The organism is Burkholderia pyrrocinia (genome assembly GCF_018417535.1).
GTDB lineage: Bacteria > Pseudomonadota > Gammaproteobacteria > Burkholderiales > Burkholderiaceae > Burkholderia > Burkholderia pyrrocinia_E.
The window spans coordinates 3,082,596-3,107,251 of the sequence record NZ_CP070978.1 but is presented as its reverse complement, the minus strand read 5'-3'; the positions used below and the strand labels follow the sequence as shown (position 1 = coordinate 3,107,251).

Here is a 24,656-nt window from a genome sequence, read left to right as displayed (position 1 = left end):
TCAACCCCTCGAAACCCCATTTCTCGAAATAAATTTCCTGCCTCGCGGCACTGAAAGATTTGCCCTTGAAATGGCGTGACGAAACCTTTCAGCGCGTCACGATGCGCTCACCTGCCGATGTGGATGAACAACGGCGCGGCGCCCCGCGATCCTCTCATCATGTCCATCCCGTGCCGCCGCGGCACGCACGCCGCATGCGCTGCTTTTCATGCGTTTTTCACTTGCACCGCAGCAAAATTCGCGACTACAATCCGCCCCAATTCATCAAGGGAGCCCCTCCGTGGACACATGCTCTAGTTGCAGTTCGATGCCGGTCCAGGCCGGCCAAGCCATCGCGAGATAGCAGCCAGACGCATGTCTTTCGCCGCTAGCTCGCATTCGTCGGGTTAGCGCGCTTCCTCCCGGGCCGGCCATCGCCGGTTCGTCAGTCGCACGCTCCGTTACGTTCCACCCTCCGATCGCAGGCCGCGTCGTGCGCCCGCGCTCGATCACGTCGTCCGGCATCCGCCGGACCGGACGGAGGCAGCGTCATGTTCTTTCAATCGTTCGCGGTCAGACTCAAGCGCATCGTGCACGTCGCATGCGACCGCTCGTTCGTTTCCGGCCTCTCGCCGCTCGCCCACGCATTCAGCAACCGGCTCGGCACGGTGCTCGCTCACGTACCGGCGACGCCCCGCCCGCTCGACTGCGCGCTGGTCGCCGCGATGGCGGCCGCGGTCGCGCTCGTCGCGCTGCTGTGCTCGGCCGCGCCGCGCCTCGGGTTCGCACACGTGTGGCGCGTCGGCGGCTGGCTGCCGTAAGCCCCTCGCCGCGCGGCGGTGCCACGTGCCGCCGCGCGATCGTCTCGCCACGTTTCCCGCATCACGCTTTCGTTTCTTCAGCCTAACTAATCAAACCGTCAACGGAACCCACATGAAGAACTGCCTCGAACCCGTCCCGCGCAAGCCGCGCCTCAATACGCTCGCCGCGCTGCTGCTGTCGCTCGCCGCCGCGCCCGCGTTCGCGCAATCGGCGTCGCCGGCCACGGCCGAACCGGCGGCCGGCGCGAGCGACGCCGCCGCCCCCGCACAACAGGCCGCCGATGCTGCCGCGCCCGCGCCCACCGGCTTCCGGGAGCGCTCGAACCTGCTCGGCAACATGGGCGGCCTGCGCGACCTGCTCGGCGATCACGGCGTCACGCTGAGCCTGCAGGAAACCAGCGAGTACCTGTACAACACGTCCGGCGGCACGAATCGCGGCGGCGCCTACCAGGGGCTCACGCAATTCGGCTTCAACATCGACACGGGCAAGGCGATCGGGCTGACGGGCGGCACGTTCAACGTGTCGGCGCTGCAGATCCACGGCACCAACCTCACTCAGCGCTACCTGCAGACGCTGCAGACCGCGACCGGCATCGAAGCGAATTCGACCACGCGCCTGTGGGAGCTCTGGTATCAGCAGTCGTTGCTCGACGGCAAGGTCGACGTAAAGGTCGGCCAGCAGAGCGTCGACCAGGAGTTCATGGTGAGCCAGAACGCGGCGACGTTCATGAACGCCACGTTCGGCTGGCCCGTGCTGCCGTCCACCGACCTGCCGGCCGGCGGCCCCGCGTATCCGCTGTCGTCGCTCGGCGTGCGGCTGCGCGTGAAGCCGGCCGACGCATGGACCGCGATGGTCGGCGTATTCGACGGCAATCCGGCCGGCCGCACCGACGGCGACGCGCAGGTGCTGAACGCACACGGCACCAACTTCAACCTGCGCAGCGGCGCGTTCGTGATCGGCGAAGTGCAGTACGCGCTGAACGCGCCGCCGGCGGACCCGAAGGCGCCGCAACCGGCCGGGCTGCCTGGCACCTACAAGCTCGGCTTCTGGTATCAGTCGCAGCATGCGAACGATCCGCGCTACGGCACCGACGGCCTGTCGCTCGCGAATCCGGCGAGCAACGGCATTCCGGCTACGCATCGCGGCAACTACGGGTTCTACGCGGTCGCGGACCAGATGGTATGGCGGCCGTCGGCCGACAGCCCGCGCTCGGTCGGCGTATTCGCACGCGTGATGGGCGCGCCCGGCGATCGCAATATCGTCGATTTCGCCGCCAATGCAGGCGTGACGCTGAAGGCGCCGTTCAAGGGACGCGACAACGACGTCGCGGGCCTCGCGGTCGGCTACGCGAAGGTCGGCTCGCACGCGCGCGGCCTCGACGGCGATACCGGCACCTACACGACGCCCGGTTATCCGGTGCGCCGCGCGGAAGCCGTCGTCGAGGCGACCTACCAGTACCAGGTCACGCCGTGGTGGCAACTGCAGGCCGACCTGCAGCACTTCTTCCGTCCGGGCGGCGGCATCCCGAACCCGAACGCGGCGGGTGCGCGCATCGGCGACGAAACGGTGGTCGGCGTGCGCACGACGATCACGTTCTGACGCAAGCCACAAACGGAAACGGGCCGGACGGCCGCTTGCGCGACAGTCCGGCCCGTGGGTTCGCCTGCAGCGCGCTGAACACGCCGCACGCGCCGCGCGTCACTCGCCGTACAGACCGAGCAGTTTCAGCGTGACGCCGTTGGTCCAGCCGAAGCCGTCCTGCAACGGATATTCGCCGCCACCGCCGCCACCCGTACCCGCGCCTTCGACCACGTATTTCTCGACGAGCTTGCCTTCGGTCGCATACACATGCTTCACGTCGGACAGGAAACGCGTGCCGATGTCCTTCGCGAGCGCCGGTTCGCCATAACGGCGCAGCCCGTCGACCGCGATCCACTGCAGCGGCGCCCAGCCGTTCGGCGCGTCCCATTGCTGACCGGTGTTCTCGGTCGTCGTCGCGAGGCCGCCCGGCTGCAGCAGCGTCTTGCGTACCTCGCGCGCGGTCGCCTTCGCGCGTTCGGGCCACGCGACGCCCGCGAACAGCGGATACAGCGCGGCCGCCGTCACGGCGTCGCGCGGCTTGCGCAGTTGCCAGTCGTAGTCGCCGTAATAACCATGGCGATTCCACAGATAGCGATTGATCGCGGCCGCGCGCCGCGCCGCGCGCCCTGAGAAATCGGTCACGCACGCGACGTCGCGCGTCACCGCGCAGCCCTTTACGATCGTCGTCTCGAGATGAAACATCAGGCTGTTCAGGTCGACCGGCACGATCGACGTCGTGCGGATCGTCGCGAGCGTCTTGCCGTCGCCGAACCAGCGCGAGCTGTAGTCCCAGCCGCTTTCGGCGCCCGCGCGCAGGTCGCGGTATACGTCGTTGGCGGGACGGCCGGGCGCCGACTTCGCGGTCGTCACGTCCTCGAGATACGACTCGTCGCGCGGCGTGTCGCTCGCATCCCAGTAGCGGTTCAGCACCGCGCCGTCGGGCATCGCGACCACGTTGCGCGCGGCCTGGCCGCGCGGCGTCGTGGTTTCGCCCTGCATCCAGTACGCATGTTCCTTGCGCAGTTGGGGCAGATATTTCTGGTAGACCTTGTCGCCTTCGACCTGCGCGGCGAGCGTGACCATGTACGCGAAGAACGGCGGCTGCGAGCGGCTCGCGTAGTACGTGCGGTTGCCGTTCGGGATGTGCCCGATCGTGTCGATCAGATGCGCGAAGTTGTCGAGCATGTCGTCGACGAGATCCTCGCGCCCCGACACCTGCAGCCCGAGCATCGTGAAATAGGTATCCCAGTAGTAGCCTTCGCGGAAACGGCCGCCCGGCACGACATACGGCTTCGGCATCGGAATCAGCGAACTGTATTGAGGCACCGTTGCGCTCGTGCGCGTGAGCTGCGGCCACAGCCAGTCGATGTGCTGGCGCAGCGTCTGGTTCGGCGGCGGCGTCACGCCGCCTTCCGGGGGCGGCGTGAAGTGCTGGCCGACGAACGCCTTCAGCGAAAAGCCCGGCTGCGATTTCTGTTGCTGATACAACTGCACGATCGTCGCGGGATCGGTATTGGGCGTCGCGTCGACGAAGGTCTTCTGGTCGGGATAGATCTGCGCGGTCTGCACCGCGACGAACAGGTCGCCGTAGAGCTGGCTCGGCGGCGGCAGCAGCGTGCCCGACGCGGGGCCGGCAACCGCGGCCGCAGTCGGCACCGCTGACGGGCTGACCGCTTGAGCGGCGGCCTGGTTCGCGTTGTCGGCCTGCGCGGCGCAGCCGGCGACCGCCAGATACGCGACGGCCAGTGCGGCGGCCCAGCGAAGACGCGGCGCGGGTGGCGCGCGGCGCGGCGCACGATGACGCGGGAAGCGAGATGCAATCGATGCGGCACGACGTGACGTCATGACGTGTCCCCTCCTTTCGATGGTGAGTGGCCCGGCACGAGGTCTCGTTCGCGCGCGCGCTCGTCTCGATGGCCCTCGATCGATGCGCGTCATGTGTTGTGTTGCGAGTGGGTCCGACTGTCGCACGAAACGCGCATCGCACGCAAGTTTCGCGGCCGCTACGACAGGCCGATGTCATGTGTCATGTCACACGCCGCAGCCGGCGCGGCAGTCGTCTCTTCTTCCGCGCACGCCAACAGGAACGACTGTTGCAACATGCGGAACAAGTGTTGTCGCGCGTGACGCATCGGCAACAATGTGGGCATAATGGCGTCTTTACCGCGCGCCCAGCCCATGTCGCCCGTCTTTCTAGCACCGCTCATCGTTGCCTGTGCGTTGTTCATGGAAAGCGTCGACGCGAACATCATCGTCACCGCGCTGCCCGCGATGGCGAGGGACTTCGGGCACAACCCCGTCACGCTGAACATTGCGATCACGGCCTATGTGGTCGGGCTCGGCGTATTCATCCCGATCTGCGGCTGGCTTGCCGACCGCTTCGGCGCACGCTCCGTTTTCCGCACCGCGATCGGCATCTTCGTCGTCGGCTCGCTGATGTGCGCGGCCTCCAATTCCCTCGGCGTACTCACGTTCGCGCGCTTCATTCAGGGCGTCGGCGGCGCGATGATGGTGCCCGTCGGCCGCATCATCATCTTCCGCGCGGTGCCGCGCTCGGATCTCGTGCGCGCGATGAACTACCTCGCGATTCCCGCGCTGTTCGGGCCCACGGTCGGGCCGCTCGTCGGCGGCTTCATCACGACCTACCTGCACTGGCGGATGATCTTCTTCATCAACGTGCCGATCGGTATCTACGGAATCTATCTCGCGAGCAAGCACATCGCGAACACGCACGAGCCCGATCCGGGCCCGCTCGACTGGTTCGGCTTCCTGTTGTCGGCGAGCGGCGCCGCGTTGCTGCTGATGGGCCTCACGCTGCTCGACGGCTCGCTCACGTCGCGCTCGAACGCCGTCGCCATGTGCGTGGCCGGCGCCGTGCTGCTCGCACTTTACGTCCCGTACGCGCGCCGCAAGGAACGCCCGGTGCTCGACCTCAGCTTCCTGAAGATCCCGACCTACCACGCGAGCGTCGTCGGCGGGTCGCTGTTCCGCATCGGCCTCGGCGCGGTGCCGTTCCTGCTGCCGCTCGCGCTGCAGGAAGGGCTCGGCATGAGCGCGTTCCATTCGGGGCTCATCACGTGCGCGTCCGCACTCGGCGGCGCGGTCAGCCGCTCGACGGCCACGCATACGCTGCGCCGCTTCGGCTTTCGGACGGTGCTGATCTACAACGCGGCGTTCGCGGGGCTCGCGATCGCCGCGTACGGCGTGTTCCATCCCGGTATGGCGACCTGGGCGATCTGGCTGATCGTGCTCGTCGGCGGCATCTTCCCCGCGCTGCAGTTCACGAGCCTGAACTCGATGATCTACGCGGACATCTCGCCGCGCGACGCGGGCCGCGCGACCAGCCTCGGCAGCGTCGTACAGCAGATGTCGCTCGGGCTCGGCGTGACGGTCGCCGGCATCGTGCTGCACGTGTCGCATTGGCTGCAGGGCCACCAGACGATGGTGTGGTCGGATTTCTGGCCCGCGTTCGTCGTGGTCGGGCTGTGCTCGTTCGCGTCGATTCCGATCACGCGGCGGCTGCCGCCCGGCGCCGGCGATGAAGTCGCGCGCGGCAAGCGGCAATAAGCGGCAAGCAGTTCGCCGCGTGACGGCGCGGCAATAACACTGCGACCTGTCCCGTGCGCTGCGCCTTGGGGAAACGCGTGCCGCAACATGACGCGCCGCGGCAGGCGACAAACCGGAAAAACAAAAAAATCAGCGGACATCCACACGGGGCCGGTGCACAGCCGCATGGATGTCCGCTCAGGGCTCCGGGTCTCCCGATGGGGGTTGAGAATCCCGGATTCGCTTCCTGCGTGCCATTGACATATGTGCGTCGGAAGCGGAATCGTTGCGCGCACTTATCGTCGCGCCATGCTCTGCACTATAGGGAAACTTGCGAAATGCATCTGTCAAGCATTGTCAGACGCGTTGCATGGGCGCGTCGCACGCGCGTGCCGCTTTCGCGCTAAAGTGGTCGCCGATCGTCATCCTCGACCGCCATTCCGATGCTTACGCTCTCGCCCGCCGCCGCCCGCGCGCTGCATCTCGCCGCACAGGGCCTGCTGACGCCGCCCCGCCGCAAGGCAACCAAGGCCGACGTGCTCGACTCGATCCGCCGGATGGCGCAGTTGCAGATCGACACCATTCACGTCGTCGCGCGCAGCCCGTATCTCGTGCTGTTCAGCCGTCTCGGCGATTTCTCGCCGCAGTGGCTCGACGAACATCTCGCCGAGGCGCGCCTGTTCGAATACTGGTCGCACGAAGCGTGTTTCCTGCCGGTCGAGCAGTTCGGCCTGATGCGCTACAAGATGCTCGATCCGTCGGGGATGGGCTGGAAATACGCGGCCGAGTGGCACGCGCAGAATCGCGACGAGATCGAGCGGCTGCTCGCGCGGATTCGCGACGACGGCCCGGTGCGGTCTGCGGACTTCGTCCGCGAGGACGGCGCGAAAGGCAACGGATGGTGGGATCGCAAGCCCGAGAAGCGTCACCTGGAAGTGCTGTTCACGACGGGCGACCTGATGGTGTCGGAACGCCGCAATTTCCAGCGTGTGTACGACGTGCGCGAGCGCGTGCTGCCCGCCTGGGACGACGCGCGCGACCTGCCGCCGCGCGACGCCGTACTGCCCGCGCTGCTCGACTACACGTGTCGCGCGCTCGGGGTGGTCCGCGCGGACTGGGTCGCCGACTACTACCGGCTGCCGCGCCGTTCGTATCGCGCGGAACTCGAGCGGCTCGCGGAAGCGGGCGACCTGATCCCGGTGGAGATCGGCGACTGGAAGGAGCCGGCCTACGTGCATCGCTCGCTCGACGCGCTGCTGCCGGCGGCCGCTGCCGATACGCTGCGCTCGACGGTCACGACGCTGCTGTCGCCGTTCGACCCGGTCGTGTGGGATCGCCGGCGCGCATCGACGCTGTTCGGTTTCGATTACACGATCGAGTGCTATACGCCCGAGCACAAGCGGCGCTACGGCTATTTCTGCCTGCCCGTGCTGCATCGCGGCCGGCTGGTCGGCCGCGTCGACGCGAAAGCGCATCGCACGCTCGGCACGTTCGAGTTGAAGGCCGTGCATGTCGAGCCGGGCGTGCGGTTCGGCACGGGGCTCGCGGCCGACGTCGCGAAGGCGGTGAAGAAACTCGCGGCGTGGCACGGCACGCCGGAGGTCACGGTCGCGCACGCGCCGCCCGAGCTGGCGAAGGCGCTGGCCGGCGCATGACGTTCACGCAGCCGGCTCGCACAGCAGCGCGCACGCCGCCGGATGCGGATCAATCGCGCAGCTTGCGAAAACGCGGCGTGCCGTCCTCGAGATTGCCGTTGAACATCGCTTCCGGCCGCACCCATAGCCCGCGCGCATGCGGCCACAGATGCTCGTACACGACCACCGATTCCTCGGTTTCGGAATGGCGGGCGACGCCGATGTAGCGGTACAGCCCGCCCTTGTAGTGGCGATGCGTCGCGAGCTGTTCGGCTTCCTGTTCGGTCATGATGGGCTTCTCTTCGGCAAAAACGGAAAGCGCGTATTGTATGCGCTGCGCCGCGCGTCAGCGTTTCGCGTAGATGTCGGGGCGGCGGATCTCCATCAGCCGCTCGGGATTCGCGGACGGCTCGAAGCCGACCGGCCGGTACAGCGCGTGCGCGTCGGTCGTCACGAGCATGATGCGGCGCAGGCGCTGCACCATCTCCTGCGCGAACACGTGATCGATCAGCGCGCGGCCGTAGCCGTTGCCGCGTTCGGCCGGCAGCACGAACACGTCGCACAGGTACGCAAACGTCGCGTGATCGGTGACGAGCCGCGCGAACCCGACGAGCCGGTCGCCGACATACGCACCGAAGCACAGCGAACCATCGATCGCACGCTCGACCACATCGCGCGGAATACCCTGCGACCAGTATGCGTCGCGATGCAGGAAGTCGAAGATCGCGTCGATGTCGAGTTCGCGCTTGTCGGTGGAAAATCTCAGCGTGGCGGGGGTGGCTGCGGGCACGTCTGTTCTCCGGTTAGAGGGCGGAAGGCGGAGCATCGACGATACCGCGCTGCGCGGCGGGCTACAAGCGGCACCTGCCGGCTGCGGCCCGACGGACGGGATCCTCCCCTCTCCGCGTCACGGCGCCGGCAACGCCCGGTCGGCCTTGCAACGCTTCAGCGGAAGCGGCCTGGCAGCCACGATCCGCGTCACCTCGCGCGTGTGCGGGTCGATTTCCAGATCGAGGCATGCGCAACCGTAGCCGTGCATCCCGGCGTTGGTAACGACCCAGCCCTTTGTCGACATGTCGGGCATCTCGTCGAGGCCCGGCACCGGCGGGTTGCCCATGGTCGACAGCGTCCAGCTATCGTCCTTGTCGACCAGCCACCAGTTGGCCGGCGTCGGATTCTCGAGCCATCCGCAGCGTTTTTCCGGAGCGGCGGCGGCCTCCGTCGCGGCCGTCAATGTGAAGGCCGCGCCAAGAACCCACATCGCAATACGAGCACGAGCGATTTTCATTTGATTGATTCGAACAGGAAGACGCATCGGAAAACCGCTACCGCGGACGGCAAACAGCATACCGAGCTTTCTTTCGCTCGTCGCGCGCCAGCGGGCAACGCGGGCGCAGCGAGCAACACGCGCGTGCTTGCCACCGGATATCCGCACACCGGAAACGCTCGCTGCACTCGCCCGCTTACCCGCACACGCATTTCGGTGGATGATGTAGCCCGTGCCGGCCTTTTGCAACCGCGCACGCTGCCAACGACAGACAGGAAGGAAGGAGACACCTCGATGCGCAACCGTGCTGCACTCACCGCCTCTGCCACCCGTCGTACCTTCCCCCGCCACGCCGCGTTCTGGCTCGCCGCCGTCGCGCTTCGGCCGCCGCGCTGCCGGCCGAAGCGACCGAGCTGCGCGTGATGATCTCCGGCGGCTTCACGGCCGCGTACAAGCAGCTCGGCCCCGGCTTCACGGCCGCGTCCGGCGACACGCTCGACACGATCTCCGGCCCGTCGATGGGTCAGTCGAAGGAAGCGATTCCGAACCGCCTCGCGCACGGCGAGAAAGCCGACGTGCTGATCATGGTCGGCTACGCGCTCGACCGGCTGATCAAGGAAGGCAAGGTGATTCCCGCATCGCGCGTCGAGCTCGCCGATTCTCGGATCGGCATGGTCGTGCGCGCCGGCGCGCCGAAGCCCGACATCGGCACCGTCGACCGGTTGAAGGACGTGCTGCTGCATGCGAAATCGGTCGCGCATTCGGACAGCGCGAGCGGCATCTACATCGAAAAGGCAATGTTCCGGAAGCTCGGCGTCGAGGATCAGGTGAAGCCGAAGGCGACGATGGTGCCGCGCATCCCGGTCGCATCGGTCGTCGCGAACGGCGACTACGAAATCGGCTTCCAGCAGGTCAGCGAATTGCTGCCGGTGCCGGGCGTCACGTATGCAGGCAAGGTGCCCGAGTCCGTGCAGTCGGTCACGCGCTTCGCGAGCGGCATTCCGGTCGGCGCCGCTCATCCGGACGACGCGAAGAAGCTGCTCGACTATCTCGCGTCGCCGCAGGCGCAGCCGGTCGTGCAGGCAACGGGCCTCGATTCGGTGACAATGTCGCCCGGCCAATAAACCTGCCACCTCGCTTCATGCCCTATCGCCTCATCGCATTCGACTTCGACGGCACGCTCGCCGATTCGCTCGACAGTTTTCTCGCGGCGCTGTCGGAAGCGTCGCGCCTGCACGGCTTTCGCGACGCCACGCCGGAGTTGCGCCCGGCGCTGCGCGGCATGTCGGCGCGCGACATCATCCGTGCGCTCGACGTGCCGATGTGGAAAGTGCCGCGCGTAACGATCGACATGCGCCGCCTGATGCGGCCGCGCGTCGCGCAAGTGACGCTGTTCCCCGGCGTCGACGCAACGTTCGACGCGCTCGCCGCGCGCGGCATCCGCATCGCGATCGCGACATCGAATACCGAGGACATCGTGCGCGACCGGCTCGGCCCGCGTGCCAGCGGCCGCGTCGACACCTTCGCGTGCGGCATTCCGCTGTTCGGCAAGGCACGTCGCCTGCGCGCGCTCGTTCGCGAGGCCGGTGTGCGCGCCGATGAAGTGCTGTATGTCGGCGACGAAATCCGCGACGCCGACGCGGCACGACGCGCGCATATCGCCTTCCAGGGTGTCGCGTGGGGCTACACCGCACCTGACGCATTGCAGGCGCATTGCGCGACGCCGCTGCTGCCGCGCCTCGATGCGCTGCTCGATCGCGTGTGACGCTTTCAAGCGCATTGCACGCTCGAGTCCGCACGTCGTTCGACGCGCACGACACAGCAACAGCAACAGCAACAGCAACAGCAACACGACGATGAAATGCGGATGACACGCACGTGCATCTCTCACACCTCGCGCGCGCAAAAATTGCCGCCGCCGCGCGTGCACCCGGTACGCAATACCGGCACACGTACCCGCTCATCGATTCGTCTTACCAACCGTTACACAAACCACAGCACGGTTGCACCTGCTACCCGACCGCTCTCCTAGAATCAGTCGGGCCGGGACACACTTCGACCGGCGCCGCGGCAGAGCGGTGGTCGAATCCGGCCCGGGCGCGCCCGGTCTCTCGCACAGCTACGGATCACGTCATCCGTTTTTTAACCAGAGCCCCGATCGAAAGGAGGTCCCATGAACCGCTTTCCCCACATCTCGCGCCTTGCCTTGTCTGCCGCTGGCCTGCTTCTCGTCGCCGTGACGGCGACCGCACAAACCGCGCAACCTGCACCCGCCGCGCCGGCCGCTGCCGCGACGCGCATTCACGAAGCCGACCAGGCCTTCATCACGGACGGCACGAAAACCGTGTCGACGCAGCACGACGCGGCACGCATCGCCGATTCGCGCACGTCGGACAGCCAGGTAAAGGCCTTCGCGCAACGCGTGTCGACCGACGATGAAAAGATCATCCAGGCGATGCGCGCGGCAAGCCCGCGTGGCGTCGACGTGCCGGCCAACGACCCCGATACGAGCGTGCTGAACGGCATCAAGAGCCTGCGCGGCGCCGAGTTCGACAAGGCGTATATCGAGCAGGTCGCGCTCGCCGGCGAGCAGAAGGCGATCTCGGCCTTCCAGGCAGAAATCGCAGCCGGCCGCGACACGAAGCTGAAGGAAGTCGCACGCCAGGCGCTGCCGATCCTGCAGAAGCACTACGCGGACGCGCAAAAACTCGCGGAGCGTCACCACCTCGCATCGGCGCAATAACGCGATGCAGCGCCGCGCCTCGTGCGCGGCGCACCGCTTCCCCGGTCGTCGCGCTACCGCCTCCCCCTGTCGGCTGCGCGACGCACGTCCGACGGTCGGATCCGCAAACACGCGCACACGCGCGCCGCACGTCACGCGTGACACGTTACGTCGCGAGCTTCGCCATCAGCCGCGCACGCACGTCCGGCCATTCTTCGTCGATGATGCTGAAGCGCACCGAATTGCGCTTGCGACCATCCGGCATGATCCGTTCGTGACGCACGATCCCTTCCTGTTTCGCGCCGAGCCGCAGAATCGCCGCGCGCGATTTCTCGTTCAGCTCGTCGGTCGTGAACTGCACGCGCACGCAATGCAGCGCGTCGAACGCGTACGCCAGCAACAGCCACTTCGCTTCGGTATTCGCACGCGTGCGCTGCGCCGATTCGCCCAGCCACGTATGGCCGATCTCGAGCTTGCGATTCTTGCGATCGATCTTCCAGAAACGCGTGCTGCCGATCACGCGGCCCAATGCGCGATCGACGATCACGAACGGCATCACGGTACCGGCCGCGCGCCCCTGCAATGCCGTGTCGATATACGCGTCGATCGTGTCCGCACCCGGCACGACCGTGACCTTCAGGCTCCACAACTGGCCGTCCGCGGCGGCATCGAGCAGCGCCTGCCGGTCGGATGCTTCGAGCGGCCGCAGTTCGACGCGCTCGCCGGTGAGGATCGGTTGTTCGACGGAAGATGAAGCGTCGGTCATGACGAGGTTCCGGAAAGTAAGGACGATGGCGGCGAAACGGCCATCATACGGCCACGTTAGCCGAGGTGCGCGGCCAGCCGGCGGCGGATCGCCTTCGCCTCGCCGCGCAGCGCATCGGCGAACGCATCGACGAGCAGGTTCTTCGGCCGGTGCTCGGGCACGATCATGCTGACCCGGTACGGGAACGAGCGCGTGAGCGGCCGCACGTGCAGGTCGCGCCCGACGAAATCGAGCGCCGTCAGCGGATTGACGATCGCGGCGCCGAGCCCCTGCCGCACGAACGCGCACACCGACACGGCCGACGGCGTGTCTACCACCGAGCGCGGCGCGACACCGAGCTGCGCAAACGCCTCGTCGATCAGGATGCGGTACGGATCGTTCAGCGACAGGCTCACGAACGGGCGATCGGCGAGATCCAGCAGGTCGATCGCGTCCTGCGCGAGCAGCGGATGGCCGTCGGGCAGCACGCACACTTCGTCGACTTCGAGCAGCGGCGTGAGCACGGTGCCGGCCGGCGCTACGTCGTGCTCGGTCAGCCCGAGGTCGTAACGCTGCGCGGTCAGCCACTCCTCGAGCACCGGCGACTCCTGCGTCGCGATCGACACGCTGACGCCCGCGTGGGCCGCGTGAAAACGCCGGCACGCACCGGGCAGGATCGCGTGCGAGAACGCCGGCAGCGCGATCACCGACAACTGGCCGTCGCGAAACTCGCGCAAGCGCGCGGCCGTCGCCGCAACGCGCTCGAGCCCCACATAGGCGAGCCGCACGTCGTCGAATAACGTGAGCGCGGCCATCGTCGGCCGCAGCCGGCCGTGCGTGCGCTCGAACAGCGCGAAGCCGACGACCTGCTCCATCCGCGCGAGCTCGCGGCTGATCGTCGGCTGCGACGTGTAGAGCATCTCGGCCGCGCGCGTCGTGCTGCCGGTCACCATCAGCGCACGAAAGACCTCGATATGACGGTGCGTGAGCATGGTCTTCTATATCAGGAATGAATCGAATGTCGATAAACAGGCATTTTACTGTATAGCCGATCAGGCGCATCATCCACGCTATCCGTTCATTCGACCCGATTCATCCGCCATGTCCCTCGATTCCCGCCAGCTCGCGACGCTCGCGCAGCAATACGGCACCCCGCTGTGGGTGTACGACGCCGACGTCATCCGCGACCGCATCGCCCAACTGCGCCAGTTCGACGTGATCCGCTACGCGCAGAAGGCGAACTCGAACGTCCATATCCTGAAGCTGATGCGCGAAGAAGGCGCGTGCGTCGATGCCGTGTCGCTCGGCGAGATCGAGCGCAGCCTCGCGGCCGGGTTCAGTCCGGCAGGCGAGCCGGAGGGTGTCGTGTTCACGGCCGACCTGATCGACCGCCCGACGCTCGCGGCCGTGCTGAAGCATGGCGTGACCGTGAACGCGGGTTCGCTCGACATGCTCGCGCGCATCGGCGAGCACGCACCGGGCCACCGCGTGTGGCTGCGCGTCAACCCCGGTTTCGGCCACGGCCACAGCAACAAGACCAACACCGGCGGCCCGCAAAGCAAGCACGGCATCTGGATCGACGACGTGCCGCGCGCGATCGAGATCGTGCGCCAGTACGGGCTCAAGCTCGTCGGCATCCACATGCACATCGGTTCGGGCGTCGATTACGGCCACCTGTCGCAGGTGTGCGATGCGATGGTCGACCTCGTCACGTCGCTCGGCCACGACATCGACGCGATCTCGGCCGGCGGCGGCCTGTCGATCCCGTATCGCGACAGCGAGCCGCGCGTCGACGTCGGCCACTACTTCAGCCAGTGGGACGCCGCACGCAAGCGGATCGAACGGCATCTCGGCCATCCGGTGCGCATCGAGATCGAACCGGGCCGCTTCCTCGTCGCCGAAGCCGGCACGCTCGTCACCGAAGTGCAGGCCGTCAACCGCCGGCCGAAGCACGATTTCGTGCTGATCGACGCGGGCTTCAACGACCTGATGCGCCCGTCGATGTACGGCAGCTACCACGCGGTGTCCGTGCACACGCACGGCGGCGAATTGCCCGCTGGCCGGCCACTCGTCGATCTCGCGATCGCGGGGCCGCTGTGCGAATCGGGCGACGTGTTCACGCAGGACGCGGGCGGTGTGGTCACGCACCGCAAGCTCGCGCAGCCGCAGATCGGCGACCTGCTGTTCCTGCACGACGCGGGCGCGTACGGTGCGTCGATGTCCTCGAACTACAACAGCCGGCCGCTCGCGCCGGAAGTGCTCGTCGATCGCGGCACGCCGCGCTTGATCCGCCGCCGGCAGACGATCGACGAATTGCTCGCGCTCGAAACGTTCGAGTAACGCGCTTTCGGCGTGACGATGGCCAACGGCCAGGCTTGCCGCTACCGGCAAGCCTGGCCGTTTTGCTTTTCGGCGCGCCGCCGGTTCACCCGGTCGCGATTCGGAGCAACCGCCCGGCCGCACCGTAGCACCTGATGCCTCACATCGCGCGCAACCGCAACAGATTGTTTGCGCAACCTTCCGCCCGCAGAGAAAAACATTCCACGGCGCGTGGAAAGTGCGCGCATCTTTGGAAACACTTTCCTTTTTGATAAACCTAAGATTGCCCTCAGTCGCTCAGCATTCGTGTCGCCGGATGCGTATCGACGATGCACCCGGTCCACCACTCTCGCAAAGCCGCACGGGCAATCATGAACCACATGCTTGAACTCTTCGCCGCACACCGGAACACGTTAGACACGTATGCCGTGCGGCCCGCTCACGCGTCACGCTGCGACCGCTCGCGCTTCTCACGCCTTCATCCGCACGCGCGCCGATCCACCATCGCGCGCGAACGCATGCGGTAACGCACCGCATCACGCACGGCGGCGATCGACTCGCGCCGCCACCCGCCGCACCGACTTCCCGCCCACGGCGACGCCGCCCGTCGCCGCGGCTTCGCACACCCTGAATTTTCGACAACAACCACGGAGACAACCATGAAGCACTTCACCCCGACGCTCAAGCAAGGCATCGCCGCCGCGCTCCTCTGCATCGCGGCCGCCACGTCGCACGCGGCGGACCTGCTCGACACCGTCAAGCAGGCCGGCGTGTTGAAGATCGCACTGGAAGGTACCTATCCGCCGTTCGACTACCGCAATGCCGACGGCCAGCTCGAAGGCTTCGACGTCGACGTCGCGAAGGCGGTCGCCGCGCGCCTCGGCGTGAAGCCGCAGTTCGTCACGACCGAATGGAGCGGGATCCTCGCCGGCCTGCAGGCTGGCAAATTCGACGTGATCGTCAACCAGGTCGCGATCACGCCGTCGCGCCAGCAGGCGCTCGACTTCAGTGCACCGTATGTGTATTCGTCCGCGCAACTGCTGCAACGACAGAACGACACGCGCGCGTTCAAGTCGCTCGACGAACTGAAGGGCAAGAAGGTCGGCGTGACGATGGGCAGCAACTACGTCGATCTCGTCAAGACCGTGCCCGCGGTCGACCTGCAGGTCTACCCGGGCACGCCGGAAAACCTGCGCGACCTCGCGGCGGGCCGCATCGACGCGGCGGTCAACGATCGCCTGATGCTCAACTACCTGATCAAGAACTCGCACCTGCCGCTGCGCCCCGGTTCCGTGCTGCCGGGCGGCGAGGACCGGATGGGCATCCCGTTCCGCAAGGGCAACCCGAAGTTCGCGAAGGCGATCGACGATGCGGTCGCATCGCTGCAGCAGGACGGCACGCTGAAGAAGATCTCGATGCAGTGGTTCGGCACGGACACGACCAAGCCGGTGACGCAATAACGCAGCCCGCCCCGAGCCCGCGCGCACGAACGCGCGGGCCGTCCGGCACACAATCAGGAGACACGTGATGGAAGCACTCGAACTGGTCGTTCATACCCTGCCCGTGATGGTCAAAGGCGCGGTGCTCACGCTGAAGTTCGCGGTGGCGTCGATGGCGCTCGGCCTCGTCGTCGGGCTCGTGATCGCGATCATGCGCATCGGCAGCAACCGGCTCGCGGCCGGGCTTGCGCAGGGCTACGTCAGCCTGATGCGCGGCACGCCGCTGCTCGTGCAGATGTTCGTCGTCTACTACGGGCTGCCCGATCTCGGCATCACGCTCGATCCGACGACGGCCGGCATCTTCACGCTGACGCTCAACGCCGGCGCCTATCTGTCGGAGAGCATGCGCGGCGCGATCCTCGGCATCGGCCGCGGGCAATGGGCGGCCGCGCACAGCCTCGGCCTCACGCACGTGCAGACGCTGCGCTATATCGTCTGCCCGCAAGCGCTGCGCCTCGCGGTGCCGAGCCTCGGCAACACACTGATCAGCCTGATCAAGGACACGTCGCTGGTCTCGGTGATCACCGTCACCGAATTGCTGCGCTCGACGCAGGAAGTGATCGCCGCGACGTTCCAGCCGCTGCCGCTCTATCTCTCCGCCGCCGCGATCTACTGGGTGCTGAGCACGCTGCTCACGCGGCTTCAGGGCCGCGTCGAGACGCGCCTTGCGCTGCCGTCCACGCATTGAGCGCGTGCCGCCCACTCAACCCGACCTCAACGACGGACAGAACATGATTACGCTCGACAACGTATCGAAATGGTATGGCAAGCATCAGGTCCTCTCGGCATGCAGCGCGGCGGTCTCGAAAGGCGAAGTGGTCGTCGTGTGCGGGCCGTCGGGCTCCGGAAAGTCGACACTGATCAAGACGATCAACGGTCTCGAGCCGTTCCAGAAAGGCAGCATCACCGTCGACGGCACGCGGCTCGGCGACCCCGCCGCGAAACTCGCGCAATTGCGCGCCCGCGTCGGCATGGTGTTCCAGCACTTCGAGCTGTTTCCGCACCTGTCGATCACCGAGAACCTGACGCTCGCGCAGATCAAGGTGCTCGGCCGCCGCAAGGACGAGGCCGTCGAGAACGGCATGAAGCTGCTCGATCGTGTCGGCCTGAAGGCGCATGCGCACAAGTATCCGGGGCAGTTGTCCGGCGGACAGCAGCAGCGCGTCGCGATCGCGCGCGCGCTGTCGATGAACCCGGTCGCGATGCTGTTCGACGAGCCGACCTCGGCGCTCGACCCCGAGATGATCAACGAAGTGCTCGACGTGATGGTCGAGCTCGCGCGCGACGGGATGACGATGGTATGCGTCACGCATGAAATGGGCTTCGCGCGGAAGGTCGCGCATCGCGTGATCTTCATGGACCAGGGCGCGGTGGTCGAGGACGCAGCCAGCGACAGGTTCTTCGCCGCGCCGCGCTCCGAACGCGCACGCGACTTCCTCGACAAGATCCTGCACTGACCGCTCGGCGGCCGCCTCGCCTCGCTTCGATTGACTGATTGCCCCTCAAAGGACGACATCTTGAACCACCTGCATTCGACCGACACCATTCTCGCCCACGAAGGCCGCTCGCACGGCCAGCCCGGTTCGCCCGTGAACCCGCCCGTGTACCGCCAGTCGACACTGCTCTTTCACGGCACCGACGCGCTCGACGCGGTGCGCGGCACGCCGCTCGCGTACGGGCGCCACGGCAGCCCGACCACCCGCGCGCTCGAGCAAGCGCTCGCGCGTCTCGAAGGCGCGCACGCCGCGCTGCTGACGCCGAGCGGCCTCAGCGCGATCACGACCGCGCTGCTCGCGGTGCTGAATCCCGGCGACCATCTGCTGATGGCCGATTCCGTGTACGACCCGACCCGCTCGTTCTGCGGCGAGACGCTCGCGCGCCTCGGCATCGAGACGACGTACTACGATCCGTCGATCGGCGCAGGCATCGCGTCGCTGATGCGGCCGAACACGCGTGCGGTATTTGCCGAATCGCCGGGCTCGCTGACCTTCGAAGTGCAGGACATCCCGGCCATCAGCCGCGTCGCGCACCGGCACGGCGCGGTCGTGCTGCTCGACAACACGTGGGGCACGCCGCTGAATTTCCGCTCGTTCGCCCATGGCGTCGACGTGTCGATCCATGCCGCCACCAAATACATCGCCGGACACTCCGACGTGCTGATGGGTGCGATCCTGACGACCGAGGCGCTCGCGCCGAAGATCACGCGCTTCTACCGGCAACTCGGGATGACCGTCAGCGGCGACGACGCGTATCTCGCGCTGCGCGGCCTGCGCACGCTGTCGGTCCGCCTCGAGCGGCACCAGCGCAACGCGCACGCGCTGACAGAATGGCTCGCGAAACAGCCGGAAGTCGCGCAGATCCTGTATCCGGCGCGGCCCGGCGACCCCGGCCATGCGCTGTGGCAACGCGATTTCACCGGCGCGTGCGGGCTGTTCGGCGTGGTGCTGCATCCGCAGCCCGACGATGCGGTGCGCGCGCTGCTCGACGGTATGACGTGCTTCGGCATGGGATATAGCTGGGGCGGCTTCGAAAGCCTGATCATCCCGTCCAATCCGTCGCGCCAACGTACCGCGACGCAATGGGCGGCGGCCGGCCCGCTGCTGCGGATTCATGCGGGGCTCGAGCATCCCGACGACATGATCGCCGACCTCTCCGCCGGTTTCGCAAGAATGCGCACCGCTGCACTCGCGGAAGCATGAATTTCCGCGACGTAGTACACGCCGCCCGGCGTCACGTTTTCTTCAACGTTCGTCCCACTCTCATAGCGAGACAATCATGAAAGATACCCTGTTCATTCTTCGCCCCGGCTTTTTCAAGGACTCCGAAGGTCCGTTCTACTGTGGCGATTCCGTTTCCGTCGAAGGGTTGCTGAGCTTCTACCCGCAGCTTCGCGACGCGGTCGACGTCGAATACATCGACGCGCCTCGGCCGCGCCAGCCGATCGTCGCACTGATCGGCGCAGACAACCAGTCGGCGCCCGTGCTCGTACTCGGCGACGGACGCGCGCCGAACGACAGCGCACTCGCGATTCGGGAACACAACGGCCGGCGCTTCATCGATTCACCGGCCGATATCCGGCGGTATCTGTCTTCGCAATACGACGTGGCGCACGTCGCGTAAGCACACCGTTCCGTGCCGTCGAGCGACGGCACGGAACGCGCGTCACCCCGCACGCTGCACGGGCGCCATTTTCGAGAAGTACTTCGCGCCCGCCACGCAGCCGACCACGATGACCGTCACGACGACCATCGACGGCGGCACCGTCTCGTGCAGTAGCCCGGCCGCCAGCAGGAAACCGAAGAACGGCTGCAGCAACTGCAACTGGCCGACGCCCGCGATCCCGCCGAGCGCGAGCCCGCGATACCAGAACACGAAGCCGATCAGCATGCTGAACAGCGACACGTACGCGAGCCCCCACAGCGCGGCGGCATCGACCCCGTCGAACGACGCGGGCCACGTGAGCCACGTAAGCGGCAGCATCAGCGGCAGCGACAGCACGAGCGCCCACGAGATCACCTGCCAGCCGCCGAGATCGCGCGACAGGCGCGCGCCTTCCGCGTAGCCGAGCCCGCATGCGACGATCGCGGCCAGCATCAGCGCATCGCCGACCACCGATGCCTGGCCGCCGTTGCGCAACGCAAACGCGGCGACCGCGCAACTGCCGACGATCGAGAAGATCCAGAACGGCAGCCGCGGCCGTTCGCCGCCGCGCCACACGCCGAACAGCGCGGTCGCGAGCGGCAACAGCCCGACGAACACGATCGCGTGCGCGGACGTCACGTGCTTCAGCGCAAGCGCCGTCAGCAACGGGAAACCGACCACCACCCCGAGCGCGACGATCGCCAGCGACACGGCCTCGGCCCGCGTCGGCCGCTTCTGCTTCAGTACGACCAGCAGCAGCAGGCCGAGCGCGCCGGCGATCGTCGCACGCGCGAACGTGAGGAACAGCGGGTCGAGCCCCTGCACCGCGACACGCGTCGCAGGCAGCGAGCCACTGAAGATGATCACGCCCAGCAGGCCGCTGAGCCATCCGTCGGTCGTCTTTTGCACGGGAAATCCTGAACGGGGAAAGTGGATGACCGATGATCCGCCGCCCGCGGAAAGCGCGTAAGCTACAGCCCAATACAATCTGGACAAACTGTACTGGACAACTGGCCGTACAGTTCATTCTTCACCATGAGCCATTCCGCCCCGATTCCCGTTCCGCCCGCCCCGTCACGCACGCGCGTGGAAACCGTGATGGATACCTTGCGCGCGCGGATCGCGAGCCGCGCGCTGATGCCCGGCGCGCGTGTACCGTCGATCCGGATGATGGCCGACGGGCTGGGCGTGTCGAAATCGACGGTCGTCGATGCGTACGAGCGGCTTGCGAGCGAAGGCGTGCTCGTCGCGCGGCGCGGTTCGGGCTTCTATGTGTCGGGGCACGCGCCGCCGCTCGCGCTCGCCGATCTCGGCCCGCGCCTCGATCGCGAGCTCGATCCGCTGTGGCTGTCGCGCCAGTCGCTCGAGGCCGCGCCGACGACCGTGAAGCCCGGCTGCGGATGGCTGCCGTCGTCGTGGCTGCCGGACGAGAGCCTGCGCCGCGCGCTGCGCGCCGTGTCGCGCGACGAATCCGACGCGCTGACCGACTACGCGACGCCGCTCGGCCTGCCCGCGCTGCGCCAGCAGCTCGCATGGCGGCTCGCGCAGCACGGCATCCACGCGGAACCCGCGCAGATCATGCTGACCGACGGCGGCACGCATGCGCTCGACCTCGTGTGTCGCCTGCTGCTGGAGCCGGGCGACACGGTCGTGCTCGACGATCCGTGCTACTTCAACTTCCAGGCGCTGCTGCGCGCGCACCGCGCGCGGATCGTCAGCGTCCCGTACACGCCGAACGGGCCCGATCTCGCACGGTTCGAACAGGTGCTTGCCGAACACCGGCCGCGCCTGTACATCACCAACGCGGCGCTGCACAATCCGACCGGCGCGACGCTCGCGCCGCCCGTCGCGCACCGGTTGCTGACGCTCGCGGCCGAGCACGGCCTGCTGATCGTCGAGGACGACATCTTTGCGGATTTCGAAAGCACGCCCGCGCCGCGCCTCGCGGCATTCGACGGGCTGTCGCGCGTCATATCGATCGGCAGCTTCTCGAAGACGCTGTCGGCCGCGATCCGCTGCGGCTACGTCGCCGCGCGCCCGGAATGGATCGACGCGCTCGTCGACCTGAAGCTCGCGACGTCGTTCGGCAATGCGCAGATCGGCGCGAACGTCGTGCACCGGCTACTCGTCGACGGCACGTACCGGCGCCATCTCGACAGCCTGCGCGCGCGTCTCGCGGATGCAATGGGCGAGACGATCCGGCGCCTCGCACGCGCGGGGCTCGGAATCTGGACGGAGCCGCGCGGCGGCCTGTTCGTGTGGGCGCAACTGCCCGACGGGCTCGATGCCGCGCGCGTCGCACGCCATGCGCTGGACCGCGACGTCGTGCTCGCGCCCGGCAACGTGTTCAGCGCGTCGCGCAGCGCGACGTCGTACCTGCGCTTCAACGTGTCGCGCTGCAAGGGGCCGGCGGTGTTCGATGCGCTTGCGCGGGCGATGGAGGCGACGCGGACGGCGAAGCGCACGGGCGCGCAGGACGATGCGGAGGGGCGCGTGCTGGCCGGAGAGCCGTGAGAACGGGCGAAGGCACAAACAGTTATCGGATGGTTCCGTAATCCGTTTTTTCCTTCACCCGCGGCGTCATCTTTCGCGCTCGTGGTCGATGGGTCGCAAAATCGTACTCATCCCATAGACGAGCGCGCTCCCGACAACCGATAGTTTCCCGACTTTTTTACCGGGATCTATCGAGCCAATGAACGGGATTTCGAATTCACACGACGCTGCAGAAGACGAAGACGACGAATGGGTTTTCGTCGGCACCGCCTACACGAACACGACGCCAGGATCCGTTCATGTTATCGACCTCGACCTGACACCGATCTGCGAGAACATGTCGAACAAGGCATTCCGGAAACTGATCGTGCGGTTGCGTGACGCGGCGATTTCGTTGATTCAGGATCGGATTCACGGTATTGCACATTGGGAGCAAGGAGAACAGGAACGCGTTCAGACCTGGTTCGGACGATCCGATGACGCAATTCGACACCACCCACGGACCGGGTTACCGAAGCTTCTGCGCGTTATGCAGGAATTGAAACCGGAAAATGTCATCCGGTGGGACGCGCAGAAACAGCGAAACATCACGTGTACCGTATTTCCCGACAACGGAATCACCGATGCCGCCGTATGTAAACCCGATTCGGACAAGCGAGTCATTGCAATCTATCCACACTTCTGCACGCTTCCCGACGCTCGACTCTCTTCCAATTGCAAGTTGAAGGTCCTGATTCACGAGTGTACGCACTACGTCGATACCTTCGACTCGAATGACGAAATCTACGGATTCGGGACCGGCCTGAAATACTGGGCGCGAGATCATCGGGATCTGGCGATCAATAACGCCGACAGCCTCGCTTGCTATATTTCATTCTTTGACGACAGGGTTCTGTGGTGAGATCTCTCGCGCATCTGACGAGCATCGCGCTCGGGTTATGCCTGGCGTTTTCGCCGCCGCTCGCGGCATGTACCGTTTCCGAAGACATGCTGGACAGTGTCCCGCTCAACTCTTCCGACATCCCGAATGAGGATCGAGTCAAGATCGCGGACATGGTTATCCGTGCCCGTCAGTGGCCTGATGCGGACATTCGCGGCATCATCTCTGCCGGTGCGTATATCGGTGAAAAGGACCCACAAGTGCTTGCGCTGCGTCGAGCGGCCAGTCTGAGGGAATACCTCGTCCAGCTCGGTATCAAGGACGAGAACATATGGTCGGACACGCACATGATCTCGAAACCGTATCCGAAAGACAGCGCCGGCTACGAGGGTTATCTTCAGATCGGACTGACCCTGGTTCCGCTGTGCACGGACGGATGCCGGCATCTTTGCGACGATCCTCGCATCACACCGACATCCAGAGCCATCCGTTGACAGCGATCTCCTTTCGACGAAGCCGCCATCGAACATCGCTGGCGGCGGGGTGACGCGAACACCGCGCGTCACTCCGCCCCCTACCTCAAACCTCCCCCGCGTGCGCCCTCGCCCGCACTTCGGCAAACGACGTATCGACCAGCAGCCGCCCCGTATCGAACACCGTCTCGAGCGCCTCGCCCCACTCGCCTTCCAGCGCACGATCGTCCCACGCAACGGGCAGCGTCGTCGTCCGATACTCGCCGGTGCGGCGATTGCGCAGCAGCGTGAGCCGCCCCTTCTTCGAGCGCTTGCCCTGATCGGTGACCGGATCCTTGCGGACGTCGTGCCACACGCCGCCGCGCCGGATCGCCGAGCACTTCATCGCGAAGCGCTGCGTATCGCGGTTCACCTGCTGCAGCAACGCGCCGCCCATGCCGAACACGACATTGCCGGCCGCATAACCCGCGTCGTCGAGTTCGGAAAGAATCGCGTCGATCGACAGCTCGTCGACTCCATCGCCCTGGATCACGCGCACGCGGTTCAACACGCGCCGCCCCTTGCCGTTCACGGTCGAGCCGAACGACGCGTCGAGTGCGCGCACGGTCTGCATCACGATCGTCACGGGGTCGCCCGAATCGGGACGCACGACGAGCGTCGCGCCCGAATCGATCACGGCCTGCCGCAGTTCGCCGCCCCACAGATCGAGCGCGGCGAACAGATCGTAGGAGTCCGACACGACCGATACGATCGCACCTGGCAGCCCGAAACGCTCGATCATGTTCCGGTATGCATCGACCTCTCGCTCGCGCCCCCACGACGTGATCGTGCTGTGTTCGGCCGCCGGCACCGAGTATGCGGCCATCGGCTCGCGATAAAAGCGGTTCGCGGCCAGCACGCCGAGCACCGTGTCCGAACCCATGAAGTTCACGAGGTGCGCCGCGCCGCCGATCGCGGCCGACTCCGCGCTCGACACACCGCGCGCGCCGAAATCGTGCAGCTTGAACGGCAGTTGCGCGAGATCGTCGTCGGTCTTTTCGAGGAAGCGGCGGATCGTCTGCCGCAGGTGCCAGCTTCGCGTCGCGACCGTCACCGGATACCAGACGCGCAGCAGCATCGTCTCGAGATACGACGCGAGCCAGAACACCTTCGGATCGTCGCATTCGACGGTCATCAGCACGTTGTGCACCGGCACGACCGAACCCTCCGGCACCGCGCGGATCTTCACCGGCAGATAGCCGTCGTAGCGTTCGACGATATGGCGCCACCCCGATTCGTTGAACGGCTCGCCGTGCACCGTGAAGAAATCGCGCGCGTCGTCGATCATCGCGTGCGTGACCGGCTTGCACAGATATTCCTTCAGCAGCATCTGCAGGCCGAAGAACAACGTGCGGTCGTAGCGGCCGCCGCGCGATTCGACGTACGAGAACATCGCCGACGCGTCGGGCGGATATTGCAGGAAGTGGGAAGCCTTGTACGAATCCGTGTTGAGGATCGGATTGGCGAGAACCGCGGCAAAGCCGCCGGGATCGTTTTGCATGGCTAGAGCTCCTCT

25 protein-coding genes are annotated in these 24,656 nt (G+C 66.5%); 16 read left to right on the top strand and 9 right to left on the bottom strand.

Going from position 1 to position 24,656, the window contains the following annotated elements; all coding sequences use genetic code 11:
• The first annotated feature begins 530 nt into the window (after window positions 1-530).
• Together JYG32_RS32100 and JYG32_RS32095 are read left to right on the top strand one after the other, a co-directional pair.
• Window positions 531-800 (top strand): hypothetical protein, encoded by a 270-nt coding sequence (locus JYG32_RS32100; RefSeq protein WP_213266293.1) that lies wholly within the window; start codon window positions 531-533, stop codon window positions 798-800.
• A gap of 112 nt (window positions 801-912) precedes the next feature.
• On the top strand, window positions 913-2,400 hold the full coding sequence (locus JYG32_RS32095; protein ID WP_213266292.1) for a carbohydrate porin: 1,488 nt from the start codon (window positions 913-915) through the stop codon (window positions 2,398-2,400).
• A gap of 99 nt (window positions 2,401-2,499) precedes the next feature.
• Here JYG32_RS32095 and treA read toward each other — a convergent pair whose 3' ends face one another.
• Both treA and JYG32_RS32085 read right to left on the bottom strand, forming a co-directional pair.
• Window positions 2,500-4,227 (bottom strand): alpha,alpha-trehalase TreA, encoded by a 1,728-nt coding sequence (gene treA / locus JYG32_RS32090; RefSeq protein ID WP_213266291.1) that lies wholly within the window; start codon window positions 4,225-4,227, stop codon window positions 2,500-2,502.
• Between the two features lie 158 nt (window positions 4,228-4,385).
• On the bottom strand, window positions 4,386-4,610 hold the full coding sequence (locus JYG32_RS32085; RefSeq protein WP_213267535.1) for a hypothetical protein: 225 nt from the start codon (window positions 4,608-4,610) through the stop codon (window positions 4,386-4,388).
• Here JYG32_RS32085 and JYG32_RS32080 point away from each other — a divergent pair.
• On the top strand, window positions 4,561-5,949 hold the full coding sequence (locus JYG32_RS32080) for an MFS transporter (protein ID WP_213266290.1): 1,389 nt from the start codon (window positions 4,561-4,563) through the stop codon (window positions 5,947-5,949). The genes JYG32_RS32085 and JYG32_RS32080 overlap by 50 nt on opposite strands.
• A gap of 422 nt (window positions 5,950-6,371) precedes the next feature.
• Window positions 6,372-7,583: a winged helix-turn-helix domain-containing protein gene (locus JYG32_RS32075; protein WP_213266289.1), complete on the top strand. Its 1,212-nt coding sequence runs from the start codon at window positions 6,372-6,374 to the stop codon at window positions 7,581-7,583.
• A 49-nt stretch (window positions 7,584-7,632) separates the two neighbouring features.
• Here JYG32_RS32075 and JYG32_RS32070 read toward each other — a convergent pair whose 3' ends face one another.
• The 3 genes from JYG32_RS32070 to JYG32_RS32060 all read right to left on the bottom strand — a co-directional run bounded on the left by JYG32_RS32070 (window position 7,633) and on the right by JYG32_RS32060 (window position 8,910).
• Window positions 7,633-7,851: a DUF1653 domain-containing protein gene (locus JYG32_RS32070; RefSeq protein WP_006480837.1), complete on the bottom strand. Its 219-nt coding sequence runs from the start codon at window positions 7,849-7,851 to the stop codon at window positions 7,633-7,635.
• A gap of 57 nt (window positions 7,852-7,908) precedes the next feature.
• Entirely contained in the window at window positions 7,909-8,352 is a 444-nt protein-coding gene (locus JYG32_RS32065) for a GNAT family N-acetyltransferase (protein ID WP_213266288.1), read from the bottom strand.
• A gap of 117 nt (window positions 8,353-8,469) precedes the next feature.
• A complete protein-coding gene (locus JYG32_RS32060) occupies window positions 8,470-8,910 on the bottom strand; it encodes a DUF4087 domain-containing protein (protein ID WP_249744797.1) in 441 nt (146 codons plus the stop codon).
• Window positions 8,911-9,188: 278 nt separating this feature from the next.
• Here JYG32_RS32060 and JYG32_RS32055 point away from each other — a divergent pair, with 278 nt between their 5' ends.
• The 3 genes from JYG32_RS32055 to JYG32_RS32045 all read left to right on the top strand — a co-directional run bounded on the left by JYG32_RS32055 (window position 9,189) and on the right by JYG32_RS32045 (window position 11,572).
• Window positions 9,189-9,953 carry a substrate-binding domain-containing protein gene (locus JYG32_RS32055; RefSeq protein ID WP_249744888.1) on the top strand — a complete coding sequence of 255 codons (765 nt, stop codon included), beginning with the start codon at window positions 9,189-9,191 and terminating at the stop codon, window positions 9,951-9,953.
• A gap of 17 nt (window positions 9,954-9,970) precedes the next feature.
• Complete coding sequence (locus JYG32_RS32050) at window positions 9,971-10,594, top strand: HAD hydrolase-like protein (RefSeq protein WP_174380218.1); 624 nt, start codon at window positions 9,971-9,973, stop codon at window positions 10,592-10,594.
• Between the two features lie 408 nt (window positions 10,595-11,002).
• Window positions 11,003-11,572, top strand: coding sequence for a DUF4142 domain-containing protein (locus JYG32_RS32045; RefSeq protein WP_213266287.1), 570 nt, complete (start codon window positions 11,003-11,005; stop codon window positions 11,570-11,572).
• Window positions 11,573-11,717: 145 nt separating this feature from the next.
• On the opposite strand, the gene JYG32_RS32040 is transcribed toward JYG32_RS32045, so the two are convergent.
• Window positions 11,718-12,317 carry a GNAT family N-acetyltransferase gene (locus JYG32_RS32040; RefSeq protein WP_213266286.1) on the bottom strand — a complete coding sequence of 200 codons (600 nt, stop codon included), beginning with the start codon at window positions 12,315-12,317 and terminating at the stop codon, window positions 11,718-11,720.
• A gap of 56 nt (window positions 12,318-12,373) precedes the next feature.
• Complete coding sequence (locus JYG32_RS32035) at window positions 12,374-13,288, bottom strand: LysR family transcriptional regulator (RefSeq protein ID WP_213266285.1); 915 nt, start codon at window positions 13,286-13,288, stop codon at window positions 12,374-12,376.
• A gap of 109 nt (window positions 13,289-13,397) precedes the next feature.
• Here JYG32_RS32035 and lysA point away from each other — a divergent pair, with 109 nt between their 5' ends.
• The 6 genes from lysA (at window position 13,398) to JYG32_RS32005 (ending at window position 19,234) form a co-directional block, all read left to right on the top strand.
• Window positions 13,398-14,636 (top strand): diaminopimelate decarboxylase, encoded by a 1,239-nt coding sequence (lysA, locus tag JYG32_RS32030; RefSeq protein ID WP_213266284.1) that lies wholly within the window; start codon window positions 13,398-13,400, stop codon window positions 14,634-14,636.
• Window positions 14,637-15,274: 638 nt separating this feature from the next.
• Entirely contained in the window at window positions 15,275-16,075 is an 801-nt protein-coding gene (locus JYG32_RS32025; RefSeq protein ID WP_174380214.1) for a transporter substrate-binding domain-containing protein, read from the top strand.
• A 67-nt stretch (window positions 16,076-16,142) separates the two neighbouring features.
• Complete coding sequence (locus JYG32_RS32020; protein WP_213266283.1) at window positions 16,143-16,802, top strand: amino acid ABC transporter permease; 660 nt, start codon at window positions 16,143-16,145, stop codon at window positions 16,800-16,802.
• A 43-nt stretch (window positions 16,803-16,845) separates the two neighbouring features.
• On the top strand, window positions 16,846-17,571 hold the full coding sequence (locus JYG32_RS32015; protein ID WP_166962040.1) for an amino acid ABC transporter ATP-binding protein: 726 nt from the start codon (window positions 16,846-16,848) through the stop codon (window positions 17,569-17,571).
• A gap of 60 nt (window positions 17,572-17,631) precedes the next feature.
• Window positions 17,632-18,813, top strand: a complete 1,182-nt coding sequence (gene metC / locus JYG32_RS32010; protein WP_213266282.1) for a cystathionine beta-lyase — start codon at window positions 17,632-17,634, stop codon at window positions 18,811-18,813.
• A gap of 76 nt (window positions 18,814-18,889) precedes the next feature.
• Window positions 18,890-19,234 (top strand): DUF3088 domain-containing protein, encoded by a 345-nt coding sequence (locus JYG32_RS32005; RefSeq protein ID WP_213266281.1) that lies wholly within the window; start codon window positions 18,890-18,892, stop codon window positions 19,232-19,234.
• Between the two features lie 42 nt (window positions 19,235-19,276).
• On the opposite strand, the gene JYG32_RS32000 is transcribed toward JYG32_RS32005, so the two are convergent.
• Window positions 19,277-20,164 (bottom strand): DMT family transporter, encoded by an 888-nt coding sequence (locus JYG32_RS32000; protein ID WP_174380209.1) that lies wholly within the window; start codon window positions 20,162-20,164, stop codon window positions 19,277-19,279.
• A gap of 126 nt (window positions 20,165-20,290) precedes the next feature.
• Between JYG32_RS32000 and JYG32_RS31995 the strand changes: the two genes are divergently transcribed.
• The 3 genes from JYG32_RS31995 to JYG32_RS31985 all read left to right on the top strand — a co-directional run bounded on the left by JYG32_RS31995 (window position 20,291) and on the right by JYG32_RS31985 (window position 23,122).
• Window positions 20,291-21,769, top strand: coding sequence for a PLP-dependent aminotransferase family protein (locus tag JYG32_RS31995; RefSeq protein WP_213266280.1), 1,479 nt, complete (start codon window positions 20,291-20,293; stop codon window positions 21,767-21,769).
• Between the two features lie 178 nt (window positions 21,770-21,947).
• On the top strand, window positions 21,948-22,649 hold the full coding sequence (locus tag JYG32_RS31990) for a M35 family metallo-endopeptidase (RefSeq protein ID WP_213266279.1): 702 nt from the start codon (window positions 21,948-21,950) through the stop codon (window positions 22,647-22,649).
• Complete coding sequence (locus JYG32_RS31985; protein ID WP_174380206.1) at window positions 22,643-23,122, top strand: hypothetical protein; 480 nt, start codon at window positions 22,643-22,645, stop codon at window positions 23,120-23,122. The genes JYG32_RS31990 and JYG32_RS31985 overlap by 7 nt, the downstream gene beginning before the upstream one ends.
• Window positions 23,123-23,207: 85 nt before the next feature.
• On the opposite strand, the gene JYG32_RS31980 is transcribed toward JYG32_RS31985, so the two are convergent.
• Window positions 23,208-24,641: a nicotinate phosphoribosyltransferase gene (locus tag JYG32_RS31980; protein ID WP_213266278.1), complete on the bottom strand. Its 1,434-nt coding sequence runs from the start codon at window positions 24,639-24,641 to the stop codon at window positions 23,208-23,210.
• Between the last annotated feature and the right edge of the window lie 15 nt (window positions 24,642-24,656).

Coding starts and splice junctions, on each gene's coding strand:
- JYG32_RS32100 (WP_213266293.1), top strand. CDS start 531: ATGTTCTTTCAATCGTTCGCGGTCAGACTCAAGCGCATCGTGCACGTC.
- JYG32_RS32095 (WP_213266292.1), top strand. CDS start 913: ATGAAGAACTGCCTCGAACCCGTCCCGCGCAAGCCGCGCCTCAATACG.
- treA (WP_213266291.1), bottom strand. CDS start 4,227: ATGACGTCACGTCGTGCCGCATCGATTGCATCTCGCTTCCCGCGTCAT.
- JYG32_RS32080 (WP_213266290.1), top strand. CDS start 4,561: ATGTCGCCCGTCTTTCTAGCACCGCTCATCGTTGCCTGTGCGTTGTTC.
- JYG32_RS32085 (WP_213267535.1), bottom strand. CDS start 4,610: ATGAACAACGCACAGGCAACGATGAGCGGTGCTAGAAAGACGGGCGAC.
- JYG32_RS32075 (WP_213266289.1), top strand. CDS start 6,372: ATGCTTACGCTCTCGCCCGCCGCCGCCCGCGCGCTGCATCTCGCCGCA.
- JYG32_RS32070 (WP_006480837.1), bottom strand. CDS start 7,851: ATGACCGAACAGGAAGCCGAACAGCTCGCGACGCATCGCCACTACAAG.
- JYG32_RS32060 (WP_249744797.1), bottom strand. CDS start 8,910: ATGCTGTTTGCCGTCCGCGGTAGCGGTTTTCCGATGCGTCTTCCTGTT.
- JYG32_RS32050 (WP_174380218.1), top strand. CDS start 9,971: ATGCCCTATCGCCTCATCGCATTCGACTTCGACGGCACGCTCGCCGAT.
- JYG32_RS32045 (WP_213266287.1), top strand. CDS start 11,003: ATGAACCGCTTTCCCCACATCTCGCGCCTTGCCTTGTCTGCCGCTGGC.
- JYG32_RS32040 (WP_213266286.1), bottom strand. CDS start 12,317: ATGACCGACGCTTCATCTTCCGTCGAACAACCGATCCTCACCGGCGAG.
- JYG32_RS32035 (WP_213266285.1), bottom strand. CDS start 13,288: ATGCTCACGCACCGTCATATCGAGGTCTTTCGTGCGCTGATGGTGACC.
- lysA (WP_213266284.1), top strand. CDS start 13,398: ATGTCCCTCGATTCCCGCCAGCTCGCGACGCTCGCGCAGCAATACGGC.
- JYG32_RS32025 (WP_174380214.1), top strand. CDS start 15,275: ATGAAGCACTTCACCCCGACGCTCAAGCAAGGCATCGCCGCCGCGCTC.
- JYG32_RS32020 (WP_213266283.1), top strand. CDS start 16,143: ATGGAAGCACTCGAACTGGTCGTTCATACCCTGCCCGTGATGGTCAAA.
- JYG32_RS32015 (WP_166962040.1), top strand. CDS start 16,846: ATGATTACGCTCGACAACGTATCGAAATGGTATGGCAAGCATCAGGTC.
- JYG32_RS32005 (WP_213266281.1), top strand. CDS start 18,890: ATGAAAGATACCCTGTTCATTCTTCGCCCCGGCTTTTTCAAGGACTCC.
- JYG32_RS31995 (WP_213266280.1), top strand. CDS start 20,291: ATGAGCCATTCCGCCCCGATTCCCGTTCCGCCCGCCCCGTCACGCACG.
- JYG32_RS31990 (WP_213266279.1), top strand. CDS start 21,948: ATGAACGGGATTTCGAATTCACACGACGCTGCAGAAGACGAAGACGAC.
- JYG32_RS31980 (WP_213266278.1), bottom strand. CDS start 24,641: ATGCAAAACGATCCCGGCGGCTTTGCCGCGGTTCTCGCCAATCCGATC.